The 16,766-nt window shown below is 54.1% G+C and carries 20 protein-coding genes; all 20 read right to left on the bottom strand.

The annotated features are described in order from the left end of the window. Positions 1-7 precede the first annotated feature (7 nt). The 20 genes from hflC to pucL all read right to left on the bottom strand — a co-directional run bounded on the left by hflC (position 8) and on the right by pucL (position 16,750). The gene (gene hflC, locus DFP95_RS02480; protein WP_115990960.1) at positions 8-874 is read right to left on the bottom strand and encodes a protease modulator HflC; all 867 of its coding nucleotides are present in this window, start codon (positions 872-874) and stop codon (positions 8-10) included. Then, entirely contained in the window at positions 871-1,947 is a 1,077-nt protein-coding gene (hflK, locus tag DFP95_RS02475) for an FtsH protease activity modulator HflK (protein ID WP_115990959.1), read from the bottom strand. The genes hflC and hflK overlap by 4 nt, the downstream gene beginning before the upstream one ends. 176 nt (positions 1,948-2,123) lie before the next feature. After that, on the bottom strand, positions 2,124-2,534 hold the full coding sequence (locus tag DFP95_RS02470; protein WP_115990958.1) for a YraN family protein: 411 nt from the start codon (positions 2,532-2,534) through the stop codon (positions 2,124-2,126). A gap of 13 nt (positions 2,535-2,547) precedes the next feature. Continuing rightward, a complete protein-coding gene (locus DFP95_RS02465; protein ID WP_245987301.1) occupies positions 2,548-2,883 on the bottom strand; it encodes an EscU/YscU/HrcU family type III secretion system export apparatus switch protein in 336 nt (111 codons plus the stop codon). After that, complete coding sequence (locus tag DFP95_RS02460; RefSeq protein ID WP_115990957.1) at positions 2,880-4,709, bottom strand: hypothetical protein; 1,830 nt, start codon at positions 4,707-4,709, stop codon at positions 2,880-2,882. The genes DFP95_RS02465 and DFP95_RS02460 overlap by 4 nt, the downstream gene beginning before the upstream one ends. A 425-nt stretch (positions 4,710-5,134) precedes the next feature. Continuing rightward, positions 5,135-5,782, bottom strand: a complete 648-nt coding sequence (locus tag DFP95_RS02455) for a ribonuclease HII (protein WP_115990956.1) — start codon at positions 5,780-5,782, stop codon at positions 5,135-5,137. A 147-nt stretch (positions 5,783-5,929) separates the two neighbouring features. Then, complete coding sequence (locus DFP95_RS02450; RefSeq protein ID WP_115990955.1) at positions 5,930-6,388, bottom strand: thiol-disulfide oxidoreductase DCC family protein; 459 nt, start codon at positions 6,386-6,388, stop codon at positions 5,930-5,932. A 142-nt stretch (positions 6,389-6,530) separates the two neighbouring features. After that, complete coding sequence (ylqF, locus tag DFP95_RS02445; protein WP_115990954.1) at positions 6,531-7,397, bottom strand: ribosome biogenesis GTPase YlqF; 867 nt, start codon at positions 7,395-7,397, stop codon at positions 6,531-6,533. Positions 7,398-7,450: 53 nt separating this feature from the next. Further along, on the bottom strand, positions 7,451-8,173 hold the full coding sequence (lepB, locus tag DFP95_RS02440; RefSeq protein ID WP_115990953.1) for a signal peptidase I: 723 nt from the start codon (positions 8,171-8,173) through the stop codon (positions 7,451-7,453). A gap of 77 nt (positions 8,174-8,250) precedes the next feature. Continuing rightward, on the bottom strand, positions 8,251-8,595 hold the full coding sequence (gene rplS, locus DFP95_RS02435) for a 50S ribosomal protein L19 (RefSeq protein WP_115990952.1): 345 nt from the start codon (positions 8,593-8,595) through the stop codon (positions 8,251-8,253). A 169-nt stretch (positions 8,596-8,764) separates the two neighbouring features. After that, a complete protein-coding gene (gene trmD / locus DFP95_RS02430) occupies positions 8,765-9,547 on the bottom strand; it encodes a tRNA (guanosine(37)-N1)-methyltransferase TrmD (RefSeq protein WP_115990951.1) in 783 nt (260 codons plus the stop codon). 2 nt (positions 9,548-9,549) lie between these two features. Then, complete coding sequence (gene rimM, locus DFP95_RS02425) at positions 9,550-10,071, bottom strand: ribosome maturation factor RimM (protein WP_115990950.1); 522 nt, start codon at positions 10,069-10,071, stop codon at positions 9,550-9,552. 266 nt (positions 10,072-10,337) lie between these two features. Next, positions 10,338-10,571 (bottom strand): KH domain-containing protein, encoded by a 234-nt coding sequence (locus DFP95_RS02420; protein ID WP_115990949.1) that lies wholly within the window; start codon positions 10,569-10,571, stop codon positions 10,338-10,340. Between the two features lie 26 nt (positions 10,572-10,597). Continuing rightward, positions 10,598-10,867 (bottom strand): 30S ribosomal protein S16, encoded by a 270-nt coding sequence (rpsP, locus tag DFP95_RS02415; RefSeq protein WP_115990948.1) that lies wholly within the window; start codon positions 10,865-10,867, stop codon positions 10,598-10,600. Between the two features lie 43 nt (positions 10,868-10,910). After that, positions 10,911-12,299, bottom strand: a complete 1,389-nt coding sequence (ffh, locus tag DFP95_RS02410) for a signal recognition particle protein (RefSeq protein WP_115990947.1) — start codon at positions 12,297-12,299, stop codon at positions 10,911-10,913. A 68-nt stretch (positions 12,300-12,367) separates the two neighbouring features. Further along, complete coding sequence (ylxM, locus tag DFP95_RS02405) at positions 12,368-12,721, bottom strand: YlxM family DNA-binding protein (RefSeq protein WP_115990946.1); 354 nt, start codon at positions 12,719-12,721, stop codon at positions 12,368-12,370. Between the two features lie 207 nt (positions 12,722-12,928). Beyond that, positions 12,929-14,167 carry a pyridoxal-phosphate-dependent aminotransferase family protein gene (locus tag DFP95_RS02400; RefSeq protein WP_115990945.1) on the bottom strand — a complete coding sequence of 413 codons (1,239 nt, stop codon included), beginning with the start codon at positions 14,165-14,167 and terminating at the stop codon, positions 12,929-12,931. Continuing rightward, complete coding sequence (locus tag DFP95_RS02395) at positions 14,164-15,429, bottom strand: Zn-dependent hydrolase (RefSeq protein WP_115990944.1); 1,266 nt, start codon at positions 15,427-15,429, stop codon at positions 14,164-14,166. The genes DFP95_RS02400 and DFP95_RS02395 overlap by 4 nt, the downstream gene beginning before the upstream one ends. Positions 15,430-15,440: 11 nt before the next feature. Beyond that, positions 15,441-15,800 (bottom strand): hydroxyisourate hydrolase, encoded by a 360-nt coding sequence (gene uraH / locus DFP95_RS02390; RefSeq protein WP_115990943.1) that lies wholly within the window; start codon positions 15,798-15,800, stop codon positions 15,441-15,443. Further along, the gene (pucL, locus tag DFP95_RS02385) at positions 15,800-16,750 is read right to left on the bottom strand and encodes a factor-independent urate hydroxylase (RefSeq protein ID WP_115990942.1); all 951 of its coding nucleotides are present in this window, start codon (positions 16,748-16,750) and stop codon (positions 15,800-15,802) included. The genes uraH and pucL overlap by 1 nt, the downstream gene beginning before the upstream one ends. Between the last annotated feature and the right edge of the window lie 16 nt (positions 16,751-16,766).

Genomic DNA, 16,766 nt, shown 5'->3' with positions numbered 1-16,766 from the left:
GCTTCTGTTATTTGCCAAGAAGAATTCGGGTGTACGGCGAATCGATCGGCAACATGATCACTGGTTCGTTCTCCAACGTAGTCACGTAACTTTGCAGCGTGCGGTAGAAGGAATAGAATTCAGGACTCTTGCCGTAGGCTTCATTGTATATTTTCGCCGCCTCTTGTTCGCCTTGCGCCACGATTTTCTTAGCGTCCGCTTCGGCTTGCGCCAACAGCTCGGTAGCCGTACGGTCGGCTTTGGACGTAATCTTGCGGGATTCCTCGTCGCCTTCGGACAGATAACGCGCGGCGATTGACTCTCGATCCGAGATCATCCGGTTGTAGACGCTCTGCTTGTTTCCTTCGGGCAAATCCGTGCGTTTGATTCGTACGTCGACGATCTCGATACCGTAGTTGTCCCGGATGACCGCGTCCGAGACGTCGCGCGTGATATCGTCGTTGATGTTGCCTCGTTCGGTATTCTCACTAATTATATTATCATAATTGATTTCCGAAAGCTTGCGGCGAACCGTATTGTATACCGCTTCGTCGATTCGTTGCACGCCTCCGCCCACCGTTTGTACGGTTTTCAGGAAATCTTGAGGGTCGCTGATTCTCCAAACCGTATAATTATCCACGATAATCGGTTTTTTATCCTTGGTGAGAATCGAAGTGGGATTGCTTTCGTATGTCATTTGATATTTAGGAAGCCTCGATACGCTCTCCACGAAAGGTATTTTGATATAGAGTCCAGGATTCTGTTCAACCCTTACCGCTTCGCCGAATTTAAGGACAACCTTATATTCGCCTTCCTTGACAATGAACAGAGAGCCCGAGATCAGTATAATGAAGACGACGACTCCGACGACCCACAGGATTAGTTTTTTACTCATTTAGGCGTTCCTCCTTGTGCGGTACCCGCGGCACCGGAAGCAGCGCCGGAACCGGAAGCAGCGCCGGAACCGGAAGCAGAGCCCGTTGCCGAAGCGGAAGAGGATCCCGTATTACGCAACAGTTCGTTGATTGGCAAATATTTGACCGTATCGCTGCTGGAATCGGAAATGAAGATTTTCGCCTTCGGCATAATTTTTTCCAATGTCTCTATGATTAACCGACTCTCGGTAACCCCCGGACTCTTGGCATACTCCGCGTATATGGCGTTGAACTGCGCCACGTCCCCTTCCGCGTTCAGAATACGGGATTTCTTCACGCCTTCCGCGTTCTCGAGCAACGCTTGAGCTTCCCCGCGCGCTTTCGGGATAATATCGTTCTCGTATTTGGCGGCGTTATTGATCTTCGTGTTTTTCTCTTCCCGAGCGTTCGTTACTTTCTGGAAAGCGTCCGCCACCTGGCCGATCGGCGGCTCGATGTCTTGGAACTTGATGTCGATAATCTGCATGCCCGTATTGTACTTCCCTTGAAGCTCGAGCAGCTTAACGCGAACTTTATCTTGAATTTCCGTTTTTCCGTCCGTTATCGCGTAATCCAGCTTCTCCGATCCGATGACCGAACGAATGGAAGAGCTTGCGGCATTGCGCAGGAATTGCTCCGGATTATCGATGTTGTATAAGTACTGTTGAATATTGTGTATTTTCCACTGGACGACCGCGTCCGCGGAAACGATGTTCTCGTCCCCCGTAATCATTAAAGCTTCCTCGTCGACGGGAGTAATCACGTCGCCTTCTTGACGGTAGCCGATATAGATTCGTTGGGTAAGCTCCGCGGGCACGATTATGACTTGCTGGATCGGATAGGGCCATTTGAAATGCAAACCGGCCGAAGACTCTTTCGTGAACTTGCCGAAAGTGAGGATGGCTGCCCTTTCTTGCTCCTGCACCGTGTAGAACGAGGAATACCCGATTATGATGACGAGCAGAGCCGCGACTCCAAAAGCGATTTTCTTTAGTAAGCCCGGCGGTAAATCCAATGGATTATTAGGCCTTTTAGGAATCTTGACGAGTTCCATTCTTTCTTGTGCCTCCCTTGATATCTTCGATTGTTCCTTAGTTGTTACGCAGACGGCGGTTAAAGCGTTCCACAATTTATCCAATTCTTTAAGGTTGAAAAAGCAAAAATAAAAAGCCGCCCGCAAAGGGAAGCTTTGGTGACGGCGCGTAAGCTCGAATCAGTACCGGCGGCTCTTCAGAAAGCACCCTCGATATGCTTGATCTCCATGACGGAACCATCATCGCGGAAAGTAACGGCGACGACATCGAAGCGTATCGACCGCGGAGCGTTCCCGCGTTGCTTGAGATAGATGGTCGCAAGCTCTCGGACTTGCCGGCATTTGCGAGGAGTAACGGCTTCGACCGCCGTCCCGAACCTCGTCGGATTCGTTCGCGATCTGACTTCGACGACGACTAGCGTCGTACCGTCCAAGGCGATCAGATCGATCTCTCCCGATCGGCATCTCCAATTGCGGGCTTCCACCGAGTATCCCGATTGCAGCAAATGCGCGGCCGCCACTTCCTCTCCCGCTTTCCCGACCGCCGCTCTGCTGTTCTTGGCGGAAGCCGGCGAAGGCGACAATCGATAACTCGAGTCTTCTCCCATAAGCTTACTCTCCTCAAGGCAACATTGGCTTGTTAGTCTTGGCGTTTATTCCGGCTCGGCGATCCGACCGGTACACGAAGCTAAGAACTTCCGCTACGAGCTTGTAAAGCTCCGGCGGAATTTCTTGGTTCAGATCAAGCTTGGAGAGAACCTCAACCAATGAGGAATCCTCCTGCACGGGCACGCCGTTCTCCAAAGCGCGCTTCATGATCTCGTCGGCGATTACGCCTTGCCCTTTGGCGATGACGGAAGGCGCGGAACCGTTCTCCGGTTCGTATTTGAGCGCTACCGCTTTTTTGGGAACGTGTCGTTTGTTGGGCTTGCTGCCGTTGCCGCCGTTCATGCTCATGCTCTATAGTCGACTCCCTTGTACGGTTTGGCGGAATACGCGCTGGCTAATGCGGACTTTTCGATGCTCGCGGCGGGAAGCGACGAGGCTGCCGAGCCGCTCTTCCACTGCGGCAGGGGCGAAGTCGACAAGGATAGCAGTTGAAAGCCTGCCGTGGACATTCCCGATGCCAGCTCCTCCCGAGCGTGATCGAGCAATTCCGACATACCGGGAAAATCGCTAAGAAGTTTAAGGGAAACGATTCGATCGACGACCTGAACGTCTACGACGGTATCGCCGAGGTTCCTCATTCTCAGATCGAACAGCAGATGGCAATTGTCGATGTCCCATTCTCCGCGGCGGCTGCGTCGCGTCTGCACATGGACGGTGGCCGTCGTATCGCCGTCCTGGCCCTTCATCGGCACGAACAGCGTCATGTGGCTGAAAGGTGCTACGGCGTTCCGGTCCGAGGTAAGCAGCAATTGTTGGCCGGTCACTTGATTGGCCAACGTCTGTGCGGCTTCCCGCAGGGCCGGAGGCACGTCGTCATGCGCCGCAAGGGCGAGCAACGCGCCCTTGAGCGTATCCGCGGCGGGCCGCGCCTCTTGCCCGGGGGCATCCGCCCCGGGCGCAGGAGCTGCGGCTGCGCCCGCAGGAAGCCCGGCGTCGCCGCCGGGCAACCGCGGCTCGGCCGCGTGCAGGAGCTGGCGCTCATGCCCGACGCCGAGCCACTGCAGGAAGCGGCCTATCCACGCCGCTTCCGGTTTGGCCGCCGACGGCTGCGCAGCGTCGGCGCCGTTCGCGGGGCGGAGGCTGACGGCCTCCTCGCCCGCGCTAGCCCTTGCTGCGGCGCTATTCGCCGCCGCAGCAAGCCCGGCCGCAGCCTGCGCGCTCGGCTGGGAACTGCCCGGCGACGCCGCGCTGGCTGCGGCCGGTTGGATCGCCGGAGCCGGCGCGGCTGAGCCTGCTCCCGCGCGTGTCGCGCCATCGCCCTTCGCCATTGCCGCGGCATCCGCCCCAGCCTTGATCGCCGGCTCGCCGGCCATTCTTACGCCGGAGGCCAACGGCTCCTTCGCCAAGTTGGCGGCTTGCGCTTTCTCCGCATCTGGTTCCTTCGGATTCGATAAGCTCTGTGACGGCTCTTCCCCCGCCATTTGAGCTTCCCCGTCCGCAAGCAATGAGGCTCCTTGGGCTAGTAGGCTTTGCAGCTTTTGTCCCAATGCCGCCGCCTCGGGCGTCGGTGCTTTAGCCCCGCTCATCCAGCTGTCCACGGCCGTGCGCAAGCTCGCGAGCTCTTCGTGGATCGGTTGCCCGAACAATGCTTGCCGAAGCGAAGACAGCGTCGTTTCCGTTGGCGCGAGACCTCTGCGGAACGCCACGTCCGATGCGTCCGACCAAGATGCCGCATCCACCCCTGCGGGCTTCAAAGACGCCGCGGTATGGAAAAACGCCGCAGCCTCCTTCCCGATCGGATACCCGTCCCTCTTCAATCCCCGTAACAGTTCCATCGCCCATTTCTGCTCCGGCAAACCGAACGTTTTCAATACGTCCTTTAGCCCCTCTTCGGGCATGGCGTCCGACGAATCCGCAAGCGGCTTAAGCGTGACCAGCCCTCCGGCTCCGCCCGGTTGCACTTGCAAGAGCGTGCTTCTGCCAAGCGGCATCTCCGCATCAAGCTTCGCTCTCACTTGGACGCCGTTTATATTGATTAGACCCTCTTGATTTTCAAGCAGCTCCATGAGCACGCCTCTTACGATTTGGCCGATTCTCAACTCCAGCGAACGGGCATCCGTCGGTTGCGCTTCGCCCATCAACGCCCGAATCATCGGGCCGATATTCATGCTCACGCCGCTTCCTCCTCGCAAAACCTATATCTTATGTATCGGTATGAGCCCTGCCGCAGTTGAATGAATATATTCTCATTGTCTACTTGAGTAGCCTTTCCATAATCTCAACTATTCCAATCCATATCATCCTACTCGATTTCAACGCTACCTGCCAGCTCAAAAATGAATTCAGCAATCATATGCGCTTCAAGCATACTTTTTATGGTTACAGCATGGCCTGGTCATCTCAAATGCGCTGTAAGCATACTTTTTATGGTTACAGCTCGGTCTGGGCATCTCAAATCCGCTGCAAGCATACTTTTTATGGTTACAACTCGACCTGGGCATCTCAAATGCGCTGTAAGCATACTTTTTATAGTTACAGCTCGGTCTGCTCATAGAAACTCCCGAGGAGTTGCTTCGCTAGCCTCCCACCGCCAACCAACTCAAAATAGTTGCTGCTGCTCCGTGAATAAGTTGTTCAGAAAGCTCCTCCGATGCAAAGGGGTCGGCCCCAGTTCAAGCAACGCCGCCCTGTGGACTTTCGTCGCATACCCTTTGTGTCCGGCTATACCGTATCCGGGATATATCTGCTCCCACACTTCCGTACATAACCGGTCCCGCGTCACTTTAGCCACGATCGACGCGGCGGCAATCGATTGACTCAAGCTGTCGCCCTTAATAATGGCCGTTTGTTCGATCGCTAAATCCACGGTTTCCGCATCGACGAGCAAATGCTCCGGAACGACGTCTAAACCTTGAACCGCTTGTTTCATCGCCAATCTGGACGCTTGCCTGATATTGATCGAATCGATGACGGATGCCTCTATTCTTGCGACCGACCACGTCACCGCTTCTTCTATTATTTGTTCGTATAACCTGTCCCGTTTCTTCTCGCTAAGCTGCTTCGAGTCGTTAACTTCTTCGAGTACGAGCCCGACCGGCAAAATAACCGCAGCCGCAACGACGTCCCCGAAAAGGCAGCCCCGTCCGACTTCGTCGACGCCGGCAATCGCCGTCAAACCTTGAGACCAAATCGCGCTTTCGTATTCCAAGCGATTTATCGCATTGCTTTCATTCTCGTTCCCGTTCATCTATGTATTGCCTCCTAAACTCCGAACATTTATATCTATGTACTCTTCAGTTAAACTCCCTACAGCCACGTGTAGCCTCCCGACAAATCCGTTCATATCCCTATTTTCCGACATGAGCCGCCGAAAGCCAAGTCTTATTTTGTGAAATCAGCCGTCGTCTTTCTCCGCGCCCCACGCGTCCGGCAAAAATCTTCTGCGGATATCTTCCGTCGGCATCAGACAGCTATCCTGTCGTCCGAACCAGCGATAGCGCCTCTTCGCGATGAAATCATACACCCGATTTCGAATGGCCGGCGGAACGACGATTCCCGCGTAAAGTAGTTTCCATGGCCCTCCGAGATTCTTGCATATACGCAACGCCGCAGTGGATTTGGTATAATACCGACCGTTATCGATCATGACGACCGTATTCATCTCCGTCGTGGGCAAGCCACCCGTTTCCAGCAAACGCCTGCCTGTTCCGGATTGCAACGAAGCAAAGCGGAACGTCGCCGCCGGATCCCTCGCGATGACGAAACGAGTAATGCCATGACACAAATTGCACTGTCCGTCGATCAGCAAAAGGATAGGCTCGCCGGGACTTTTATTTTTATTTTTTTTACTCAAGCTCGCCGCCCCCCCCTTTTTAACGTTTTCATACGTAGTCGACTGTTAATCGTAACTTACCATATTTAAGCCCTCAGCAACACAAAAAGCTGCCCCTAGCGGAATTATCCACTCTGGCAGCAGTTGCAATTCAATAATGTTTTTAAGCTTCAGGGCTTTCTAGCGTCATACGTCCTAGTTTGCCCGAACGTAGATCCCTCAACAGCAACGTAGCGGTTTTATCGTAGTCGACATGTCCGCCGCTAACGATACACCCCCGCCGCTTACCGATGCTTTCCAGAACTTCGATTGCCGCTTGCATATCGGGCAGCTCCGAAGGCAGTCCCTCCAAGCCGTAACGCTCCTTCAATGCCGGCCCGTAGTTTTCTACCAGCACCTTCAGTACGAAACAAGCCACTTCGTCGATATGAATGACGTCTTCTTTGATCGCTCCGGTCGCGGCCAATCGGAAACCCGCGATGGGATCGTCGAATTTAGGCCACAGAATACCGGGAGTGTCGAGTAGCTCCAGCTCGCCGCCGAACCGAATCCATTGCTGCCCCTTGGTTACGCCCGGACGGTCTCCCGTAATGGCGATATTCCTGCCAGCCAAACGGTTGATCAACGTGGATTTGCCTACGTTCGGTATTCCGACGATGAGCGCGCGCACCGGACGAGGCTTCATTCCCTTGTCGATCTGACGCTGGATTTTCTCTTGGAGCAATTCCTTCGCTTTATTCGCGAGATCTTTGACTCCCGTCCCGGCATTGGCGTCGATCGTGTGCGTCGCTAGCCCCTTCGAACGGAAGTAATCGCTCCATTCCGCCGTTTGCTTAGGGTCTGCCAAATCCGCTTTATTCAACAGCACCAAACGGGGCTTCGACGAAGTGATTTCATCCACCATCGGGTTTCGGCTGGATTGCGGAATTCGGGCGTCCAACAGCTCGAAGACGACATCGATCAATTTGAGCTTTTCCTCGATCTGTCTCTTCGCTCGGGTCATGTGGCCCGGAAACCATTGTATCGTCATCGTGAAACACCTCCCTTACAGAAAGAAACGCGAGGGGATTCCCCTCGCTGTCGTTAATGCTTAACTAGACTGAAATCTTTGATCGGCCAGAAGATCAAGTCAGCGCGGCCTACGATCCGACCCGTCTCGATGTAGCCGATCATTCGGCTGTCTTCGCTATTCGAGCGATTATCTCCCATTACGAAAACCGTTCCTTCGGGCACTACGCCGTCGGGGAATTCTGTATTCGGGAAATCGCCGTCGTTTCTATTGTAGAGGCCGCCTTCGGCGTGAGCCTTCTCGTATGCACCCTTAAGATAAGTTTCTTCAACGGGCTGGCCGTTTATGTATAAGGTATCGCCTTCAACCTTAACAGTATCGCCCGGTATGCCTATGACCCGCTTAATGAAATCCCGGCCTTCTTCGGGTACGTGGAATACGATAACTTCGCCGCGTTTCGGCTCGCGTATATCGTAAATGATTTTGTTGACGATAATTCTTTCGCGATTCCAGAAGTTCGGTTGCATGGACGGTCCGTCTACGATAAAAGGGCTGACGAGAAACCATCTGATTACGAATACCAGTATTCCCGCGATAGCTAGCGCTTTAATCCATTCCGTTATTTCGTTCCCCGCTCGCGATGACTTCGGTTTATTCGGAGCTCCCGAACCCGATTCCGGATCCGCGCCTTCCGTGCTCGCGTTGTCTACCTGTTGATCACGAACCGCATGTTCATCGGAAACAGAGATTGTTCCTTCGGCTGATTCGTTTGGTTTATTATCCCGATGTTGTTCCATTCGCAATCGCCTCTAGCTTTCATATAGAAATGCAAAAAGGAGGACTTGAACTTCGCCAAGCCCTCCTCTGACGCCAATTATCGAATTTCTTTGATACGTGCTGCTTTACCGCGCAGATTGCGCAAGTAGTACAGTTTCGCGCGACGAACTTTACCGCGACGAGCCACTTCGATTTTCTCGAGGCGCGGAGAATGTACTGGGAAAGCACGTTCTACGCCAACGCCGTAAGAAATTTTACGAACCGTGAAGGTTTCGCTGATTCCGCCGCCGCGACGTTTAATAACAACGCCTTCGAACAGCTGTACGCGCTCACGGGAACCCTCGACGACTTTCACGTGTACTTTAAGCGTATCGCCCGGACGGAAATTAGGTACGTCCTTGCGCAATTGTTCTTGCGTGATCGCTTGAATAAGGTTACTCATTGAGTGTTCACTCCTTCCATAACAGACGTTCGTACCCCGCTCCCCGAATGCTCTCATTCGGATCATGGCGTGCAGAGGACCGCCCTACTCGTGTCTATCGTTTGTCCAAACTCTAATGAGCCCAAAGACAAAACACAACATTTGAAATTTTATCATACCTACGAGGAAATTACAACCTTTCCTTCGCGACCTTGACCCTTTGTTCCTTCTCGATCCGTAAAGCATTTACCCATCTTCGTTCTTCGGGAGTCAATTCCGCTTGTTCAAGCAATTCCGGACGCCTGTCCAGCGTTCTTTCCAACGATTGCTTCCTGCGCCACTTTACGATTTCCGCATGATGTCCGGACAGCAACGTGTCCGGTACCTTCCAACCCCGAAACTCCGCCGGCCTCGTATAATGCGGGTATTCCAGCAAACCGTCGCTGAAGGAATCCGTTACGGCGGACTGATCATTGCCGAGCACTCCCGGAAGAAGACGAACGACCGCATCGACGACGACCATGGCCGGAAGCTCGCCTCCGGTAAGCACGTAGTCGCCGACGGACAGCTCGTCCGTTACCAGAAACTCCCGAATACGCTCGTCATAGCCCTCGTAATGGCCGCAAACGAAGATCAAGTGCGATTCGCCGGATAACTCCTGCGCGATCTCCTGCGAGAAAGTAGCCCCCTGCGGGCACATTAAAATAATTCTCGGCTTTTTACCGTCAGAATGTTCCGACTGCCGTTCGACGACGTGCTCGACGGCTCCGAAGATCGGCTCGGCCTTGAGAACCATACCTCCTCCACCACCGTAAGGCATATCGTCGACCGTGTTATGCTTGTTGTTCGAGAAGTCGCGGAAGTTCACGGTATTGAGGGATACAAGCCCTTTATCCCGCGCTTTGCCGAGAATACTCGAACCGAAAACTCCCGAGAACATTTCCGGGAACAACGTTAATACGTCTATTCGCATCTCTAGAGCAACCCTTCCAGCAGATGAACCGTGATTTTACGCCCGGCGATATCGACGTTCAGAACGACATCGTCGATAACCGGTAGGAGCAGTTCCTTGCCCTTAGGCATCTTGACGACCCAAATATCGTTCGCTCCAGGGGACAATATGTCCGTTACCGTTCCTAGCTGTTCGCCTTCGTCCGTCTCCACTGCGCAGCCGACGATGTCGCGGACGTAATATTCGCCTTCCGGCAACGGTACTCGATCGGTTTCGGGAACCTTCAGCTCCCAGCCTTTATATTTTTCCACTTGGTTAATGTTATCGAATCCCTTGATCTGAAGGACGTACATCTTCTTCTGTTCGCGGGAAGCAACGATCTCGACCGTGAGAGGTTGTCCGGAGTCGGGCGGAAACATCAGTAGCTTGTTACCCGGCTTGAATCTGACCTCGGGAAAATCGGTTTGCGGCCAGACCTTGATCTCTCCCTTGATGCCGTGCGTATTCACGACCTTGCCTATATTGAGCAAACGTTCTTCGGACATGGAATAAAACTCCCTTCAACCTGTGCGACAAAAAAAGCTCATTAACTATAATATAGCACCGATGTCTTTCTTCGCAAACCAAGCCTAGCTCTATGTATTTCCGACGATCGAACAAGCAAGTAAAAACGACTTCGTCATCCTTAGAAGGACAGAGAATGTCGTTTTTATCGTAGACGATTCAGGACAAGTATAGAAACTTTATACTTTCTGAATCGTTAAAAAAGGCCGTACCGCGCAATAAGCACGGTACGGCCTTCCGCCAATTATTATTCCGAAACAATGTCCACGATGACGCGCTTCCGCTCCTTGACGGCGGCGGAAGAGACTACCGTACGTAGCGCTTTCGCGATACGTCCCTGCTTGCCGATTACTTTGCCGACATCGTCGGGATGAACGGAAAGCTCGTACACCAGGCCTCTCGCGTCTTCCTTGACCTGAATTTGCACGTCTTCCGGATGATCCACCAAAGCTCGGGCAATAACCCGAATCAATTGTTCCATGGCTCAGCCCTCCGGTATGATGACGATTACTTCTGCTTGGATTCGTGGAATTTCTTCATAACACCGGCTTTGCTCAGAAGGTTACGAACGGTATCGGACGCTTGCGCGCCGTTTTGCAACCATTTCAAAGCTTTTTCCTCGTCGATTTGTACTTGAGCCGGTTGGGATACCGGATTGTACACGCCGATTTCTTCAATAAAACGACCATCGCGCGGGGAACGGGAATCCGATACGACTACGCGGTAGAACGGGGCTTTGTGAGCACCGATACGTTTCAAACGAATGCGAACTGACATTGACTTTCACCTCCTTGAAAAAGAATGGACTCTCTTTGCATTATTAAAATGGAAACTTCATGTTTTTGCCGCCGCCGAGCATGTTTTTCATGTTCTTGAGGCCCTTCATTCCGCCCTTTGGACCTTTAGGACCCATCATTCCGGAGAACTGCTTCATCATTTTCTTCATGTCCTCGAACTGCTTGAGCAGCCGGTTGACATCGGCGACGGTCGTTCCGCTGCCCGCCGCAATGCGCTTGCGACGGCTATAGTTGATGATATCCGGCTTCTTCTTCTCCACCTTCGTCATCGACTTGGCGATCGCTTCGGTGCGCGCGATTTGCTTCTCGTCGATCTTGAAGTTCGGATTGCCTTTAAGCTTGTTCATTCCGGGCATCATATCGAGCAACTGATCGAGAGGCCCCATCTTGCGAACCTGCTCCATCTGCTCGAGGAAATCGTCGAAGGTGAAATCCGCGGTGCGCATCTTGCGCTCCATCTCCGCGGCCTTCTCGGCATCCATGTTCGTCTGCGCCTTCTCGATCAGCGACAGCATGTCGCCCATTCCGAGAATTCGCGATGCCATCCGATCCGGATGGAACGCTTCGAGCTGATCGATCTTCTCGCCCGTGGACGCGAATTTAATCGGACAACCCGTTACCGCTTTGACAGACAAGGCGGCGCCGCCTCGAGTATCTCCGTCCAGCTTCGTCAGAACGACCCCGGTCACGGCAAGTTGCTCGTGGAAGCTTTGCGCGACGTTAACCGCTTCTTGACCGGTCATGGCGTCGACGACGAGCAGCACTTCGTCGGGATTAACCGCGGAATGGATGTCCTTGATCTCTTGCATCAACTCGGCGTCGATCTGCAAACGGCCGGCCGTATCGATCAGTACGTAATCGTTGCCTTGATCTCTGGCCAACTGGACGCCTTGCTTGGCGATCTGGACGGGGCTGACTTGATCCCCGAGCGTGAATACGGGCACTCCGATCTGCCCTCCAAGCACTTCCAACTGCTTGATGGCCGCAGGGCGATAAATATCGCCGGCGACGAGCAACGGCTTGTGATTCTGGGATTGCAGCAGCTTGGCCAGCTTCCCGGTTAACGTCGTCTTGCCCGCGCCTTGCAAGCCGGCCATTAGAATGACGGTCGGGGGCTTGTTCGCTTTCGCCAACGTCGCTTGCGTGCCGCCCATAAGCTCCGTCAACTCTTTGTTAACGATGTCGATAATGACCATCGCGGGAGTAAAGCTCTTCACGACTTCTTGGCCGGTCGCGCGTTCCTTCACCTTAGCGATGAAATCCTTGACGACCTTAAAGTTAACGTCCGCTTCCAATAGCGCAAGGCGCACTTCGCGCATCGCTTCGTTAACGTCGTCCTCCGTAACCTTGCCGCGGCCCTTAATCTTGCTGAACACGTTCTGCAGCCGGGTCGATAATCCTTCGAATGCCATAATCCCATCCCTCCTTCGGAACGGTTTCGCTTAATCTATTCGCATGCTTGCTTAGGCTTCGCGGCGAGTCATTCCGCGCTTCGCAGCTTAGCCGCCGTCGCGGTGAAAGGCTCGCGCCATTCGGCCGGCAGTCCGGCGATCTGCGACTCCAACAGATGGATTCCGGCGAGCAATCGTCCGTGCCGATCCACCAGGCCGAGCTTGGATTCGTAATCCTCCAGCACTTGCTCCGCCCGCTTCAAATGCTCGTATACCGCTTGTCGGCTAATCTGAAATTCCGCCGCGATCTCGCCCAACGTATAGTCGTCTTGAAAGTAACATTTAATGAACGTTTGTTGTTTCTCCGTCAGCAAAGCTCCGTAGAAATCATAAAGCACGTTAATCCGGTTCGTCTTCTCTAGGGCATCGTTGTCCAAGGGCAACCTGTGTCACTCCTTCGTCAAACCCATGCGTCAAGGCAAAGCACTTGACACCAAACTCACTTCCCTATACTACGAAAAACGAAGATGGATGTCAAGGTATAATCCTTTACATATTTTTTCCGCCTGGGCTGGCGATAAGAGCAACGAAAAAAGCCCCTATCCTTCCGCGGAAGGGACAGGGCTTGAACGTATAACAATGTCGTCCCATCAAACGCTATCATACGCATCCAACGCGGCCTGCGTGCCCGCTCCGACGTTTACGGGCACTCGATGACGAACAAGCACGGCTTCCAACGCCCCCAGCAGATGAAGAACGTTTTTCCGGCTGCAGCTGTAGCCCATCGTCCCTATTCTCCATATCTTTCCTTTGAGAGGTCCGAAAGAACTGGCGATTTCGATGCCGAAGGAATCCAGCAGCATCGCGCGTACCGATTCTCCGTCGACTCCTTCAGGTATATCGATGCAAGTTACGACAGGAAGCTTGCAGGAAGCGTCGCCGTACAAGCTCAGTCCCATCGCGGACAGACCGGCGACCAAAGCGGCTTCTTGTCGGCGATGACGAGCAAAACGCGCATCCAGGCCTTCGGCGAGCACGATCCTCAAGCCTTCCCGGAGAGCGTACAGCATCGAAGTCATTTCCGTATGATGATTCAACCGAAGCGGACTCCAGTAGTCTTGCAATTGACTGAGGTCGAAGTAATTGCTGCGAATCGGGCTGAAGCCTTCTTTCGAAGGATCTCCGTAATCGGCGGTCTGCCTGATCCCCTTCTCTACGCGTTTGCGCTTTAGAATCTTGCGTTCCGCCCGTTCGTTATAGGTGATCGGGGACATTCCGGAAGGGATGGAGAGACATTTCTGGGTTCCTCCGATGACCGCGTCCAAGCACCAGTCGTCCACGTCGACCGGAACCCCCCCGATCGTCGCCACGGCATCCACGACGAGAAGGACGTCGTTTTCGCGGCAGGCGTGGCCGATGTCCTTCAACGGCTGAATGCGACCCGTAGAAGTTTCCCCATGGACCATCGCCACCAACTCCGGCTTTTCCCGGCGAATGGCGCTGATGACTTCCTCGGGGTCGAACACCTGTCCCCACGTTTTCTCCAGAACGACCACTTCCGCACCGCAACGTTCGGCAATTTCCTGAAGCAAATAACCGAACCTGCCGAAGATCGGAATGAGTACTTTATCACCCGGTTCGATCAAGCTGACGAGCACCGCTTCGATGCCCGAACGGGAAGTTCCGTCCACCGGATAAGCCCATTCGTTCCCCGTCCGGAAAACGGACCTCAGCATGGCCATCGCGTCGTTCATAATCGCCGTGAATTCCGGATCGAATTGTCCGAGAATCGGATAGGACATCGCGCGAAGCACGCGCGGATCCACTTCTACCGGACCGGGCGTCAGGATCGTGCGCGGAGAAGGCGATAGCTCGGAGTAGACGGTCATGTCAATTGCTCCTCGTAAGCCAATTCATGCAGCAGCGATGCCAATACCGACACGCCGTCGGCCAGTTGTTCCGGGGATGAATATTCTTCGGGAGAGTGGCTGATTCCCGCTTTGCTCGGAACGAAGATCATGGCCGTCGGGCAAAGGCCGGCGAATAACTGGGCATCGTGCCCCGCTCCGCTGAACATTCTCCTATGGGTTAAGGAAAGCTTGCCGCACAGCTGTTCGATCTGTCCGGCGAGCGCTTTGCTCATCGGAACCGGAGTCGTCGCCAGCCATGGCGTAACGACCAGCGCCAAGCCTCTCCTATTCGCGATATCCTCGTACTCCTGGAAGAGATAATCGCAGAACCAGGAAAGCGTCCCCTCGTTATCGTGGCGAATATCGAGCGTGAACTCTACCGTGCCCGGAATGACGTTCGGAATATTCGGCGTCGCTTGGATTCTTCCGACGGTGGCGACGAGCGACGCGGCGCGGGTTGCCAGCAATTCCAGCCGCACGATGAATTCGGCCGCCCCCGCCATCGCGTCGCTTCTCATGTTCATGGGCGTCGTTCCGGCATGGTTGGCTTCGCCGCGCAAGGTTACCGAGTACCTTCGCTGCCCGACGATCGCCTCGACGATGCCGATTTGCTTCGCCATTCTTTCGAGAATGACGCCCTGTTCGATGTGCAGCTCTACGAAAGCCGCCAACTTGCCCTGAGCGTAATTCGGATGCTCGCCTGAACCGAAGCCGGACGTCTCCATCGCCGACTGCAAGCTTATGCCTTCGGAATCCTTGAGCTCGTGTCCGTTGCGTCCGTCGAGCTGCCCCGTCATATTGCCGGAACCCCAATACGCGATAGGGAATCTGCTCCCCTCTTCCTCGCAGAAGGAAACGACCTCGAGAGTGCGGGCAGGGGCTCCGTAAGTCTCTTTCAAATGCTTCAGCGCGGCGATACCTCCGATAATTCCGTAAGCGCCGTCCAGCTTCCCGCCGTTCCTGACCGTGTCGACGTGCGAGCCGGTCAGAATGACGGGAGCGCCGGGATCTTTGCCCGCAAGACGTCCGATGAGGTTCCCTACCTTGTCGAAGCGAACTTCGAGCCCGGCGTCCTTCATCGTTTCCGCGAGAAAATATTGCGCCTCTATCCAAGGCTTCGTGTATAACAACCTGGTTACACCGGCGTTGTCTCCATTTTCTTGTCCTTCGCTAAACTCGGCCAAAGTATCGATAAGACGGCAAAGCTCCGAAGATTTCTCGAATCGAATTAGCTCCCCCATCCTAATCCCCCCTAACTTCCTCTATAAGTACTATACCCGCCCGGAGCGACCAGCAGCGGTACATGGTAATGGCTTTGAACGTCTTCAACCGTGAACCGAATCGGGATTTGATCGAACAGTAACGGTTCTATCCCGCGGACTTCCCGAAAATAATCGCCCGCTTCGAACACGATTTCGTAGACGCCCGGCACCATCCCATCGCCCGATAAGAGGGGAACGTCCAACCTGCCGTCCGCGTTCAAGCGGTCATCCTTCAGCATCGACGAATTCCGGTCCGCATCCCTTTTCCACAGTTGCACCTTCATCCCCGCCGCGGGCTTGCCGCCCGAGATGTCCAGAACGTGCGTCGTCAATTGTCCGGATCGCCCCATCAGCCGATCCCCGCTTCCTCTAAGTCTTCGCGGGTGACCGTGAAGCCTTGGAACCCGTAAGGCGGCCTTGGCTCCGTATATACTCCCGCTTGAGCTATGCCGGCAGGTTCGACGACCGTCTCCCACGTCCGGTTGTTGGATTCGAAGAATACCTCGGACAATCGAGGGAACCGAGTCAAGATCCGCAAGCCGATTCGATAGATCAAATACTGAATCGAAGGCGTTTCGTATTCATGGAACACGTGATGGGCGATGTCCCGAATTTGCTCTGCCGCCACGTACGACTCCCCGCTCAGCGCGTCGGAATGGTCGATATAGGTCCAGTTGATATTCAGGAATATGAACAATGGCCGATCATAGCTTTCCGGCAAAGTCGTATATTCGTCGCGAATGAAGCCGTAAAATGAACTCCCGCTCACTTTGATCAGCTGCAGATCCGATACTCCGCTATGAAGAGAGGTCGCGGACGCACCGTTTGCTTCTCGAATAAGCTCTAGCTTAGCATGCGCCCGCTCATTATGGGACGGCCTATATACGAGCTTGCTATTCTCGTAGCCATGTTCTCCCCTAACGAGCACTTGGCCGAAAGGAATGCGGAACGCTTCGATATCGATGGCGGAAATGTGTTCGTATTTCTCGAAAAACTTCTCGCCGATATAGGCAAGCAAACCTTCCGTCGTGCTTCCTTCGTACGAGGCGCTTTGACGCAGAATGAAGTTTTTCATCGAATCGGTAGCTACGACCTGACCGTTATCTCCTTCCGTGAACGAAGCGAGCAACGTTTCGCCGCTGACCGAGAACTTGATATTATGTGCGAAAATGACGTTTTCGTTCCCGGCGAAAGGAGACTCCTCTATCGCCCCCACGCTTAAGGGAGCCGCGTAAGTTCGGTAAGTCATCACGTCACCCTTGCCGTAGTAAAGAGTCCGCCCGCTGTCGAGCTTTTTCATGGTATCCCGCTCCCCG

Origin of the sequence: Cohnella lupini (assembly GCF_003386205.1) — a bacterium.
Lineage (GTDB): Bacteria > Bacillota > Bacilli > Paenibacillales > Paenibacillaceae > Cohnella > Cohnella lupini.
The sequence above is the reverse complement of the archived record's forward strand: the minus strand, read 5'-3'. Positions and strand labels throughout refer to the sequence as shown.

Bases quoted from the DNA above. Each gene is read 5' to 3' on its own strand.
- DFP95_RS02395 (WP_115990944.1), bottom strand. From the start codon at position 15,429: ATGGGGGAGCTAATTCGATTCGAGAAATCTTCGGAGCTTTGCCGTCTT.
- hflK (WP_115990959.1), bottom strand. From the start codon at position 1,947: ATGGAACTCGTCAAGATTCCTAAAAGGCCTAATAATCCATTGGATTTA.
- DFP95_RS02465 (WP_245987301.1), bottom strand. From the start codon at position 2,883: ATGAGCATGAACGGCGGCAACGGCAGCAAGCCCAACAAACGACACGTT.
- DFP95_RS02420 (WP_115990949.1), bottom strand. From the start codon at position 10,571: ATGGAACAATTGATTCGGGTTATTGCCCGAGCTTTGGTGGATCATCCG.
- DFP95_RS02455 (WP_115990956.1), bottom strand. From the start codon at position 5,782: ATGAACGGGAACGAGAATGAAAGCAATGCGATAAATCGCTTGGAATAC.
- ffh (WP_115990947.1), bottom strand. From the start codon at position 12,299: ATGGCATTCGAAGGATTATCGACCCGGCTGCAGAACGTGTTCAGCAAG.
- DFP95_RS02400 (WP_115990945.1), bottom strand. From the start codon at position 14,167: ATGACCGTCTACTCCGAGCTATCGCCTTCTCCGCGCACGATCCTGACG.
- rimM (WP_115990950.1), bottom strand. From the start codon at position 10,071: ATGTCCGAAGAACGTTTGCTCAATATAGGCAAGGTCGTGAATACGCAC.
- uraH (WP_115990943.1), bottom strand. From the start codon at position 15,800: ATGGGGCGATCCGGACAATTGACGACGCACGTTCTGGACATCTCGGGC.
- ylqF (WP_115990954.1), bottom strand. From the start codon at position 7,397: ATGACGATACAATGGTTTCCGGGCCACATGACCCGAGCGAAGAGACAG.
- hflC (WP_115990960.1), bottom strand. From the start codon at position 874: ATGAGTAAAAAACTAATCCTGTGGGTCGTCGGAGTCGTCGTCTTCATT.
- trmD (WP_115990951.1), bottom strand. From the start codon at position 9,547: ATGCGAATAGACGTATTAACGTTGTTCCCGGAAATGTTCTCGGGAGTT.
- lepB (WP_115990953.1), bottom strand. From the start codon at position 8,173: ATGGAACAACATCGGGATAATAAACCAAACGAATCAGCCGAAGGAACA.
- pucL (WP_115990942.1), bottom strand. From the start codon at position 16,750: ATGAAAAAGCTCGACAGCGGGCGGACTCTTTACTACGGCAAGGGTGAC.
- rpsP (WP_115990948.1), bottom strand. From the start codon at position 10,867: ATGTCAGTTCGCATTCGTTTGAAACGTATCGGTGCTCACAAAGCCCCG.
- rplS (WP_115990952.1), bottom strand. From the start codon at position 8,595: ATGAGTAACCTTATTCAAGCGATCACGCAAGAACAATTGCGCAAGGAC.
- DFP95_RS02470 (WP_115990958.1), bottom strand. From the start codon at position 2,534: ATGGGAGAAGACTCGAGTTATCGATTGTCGCCTTCGCCGGCTTCCGCC.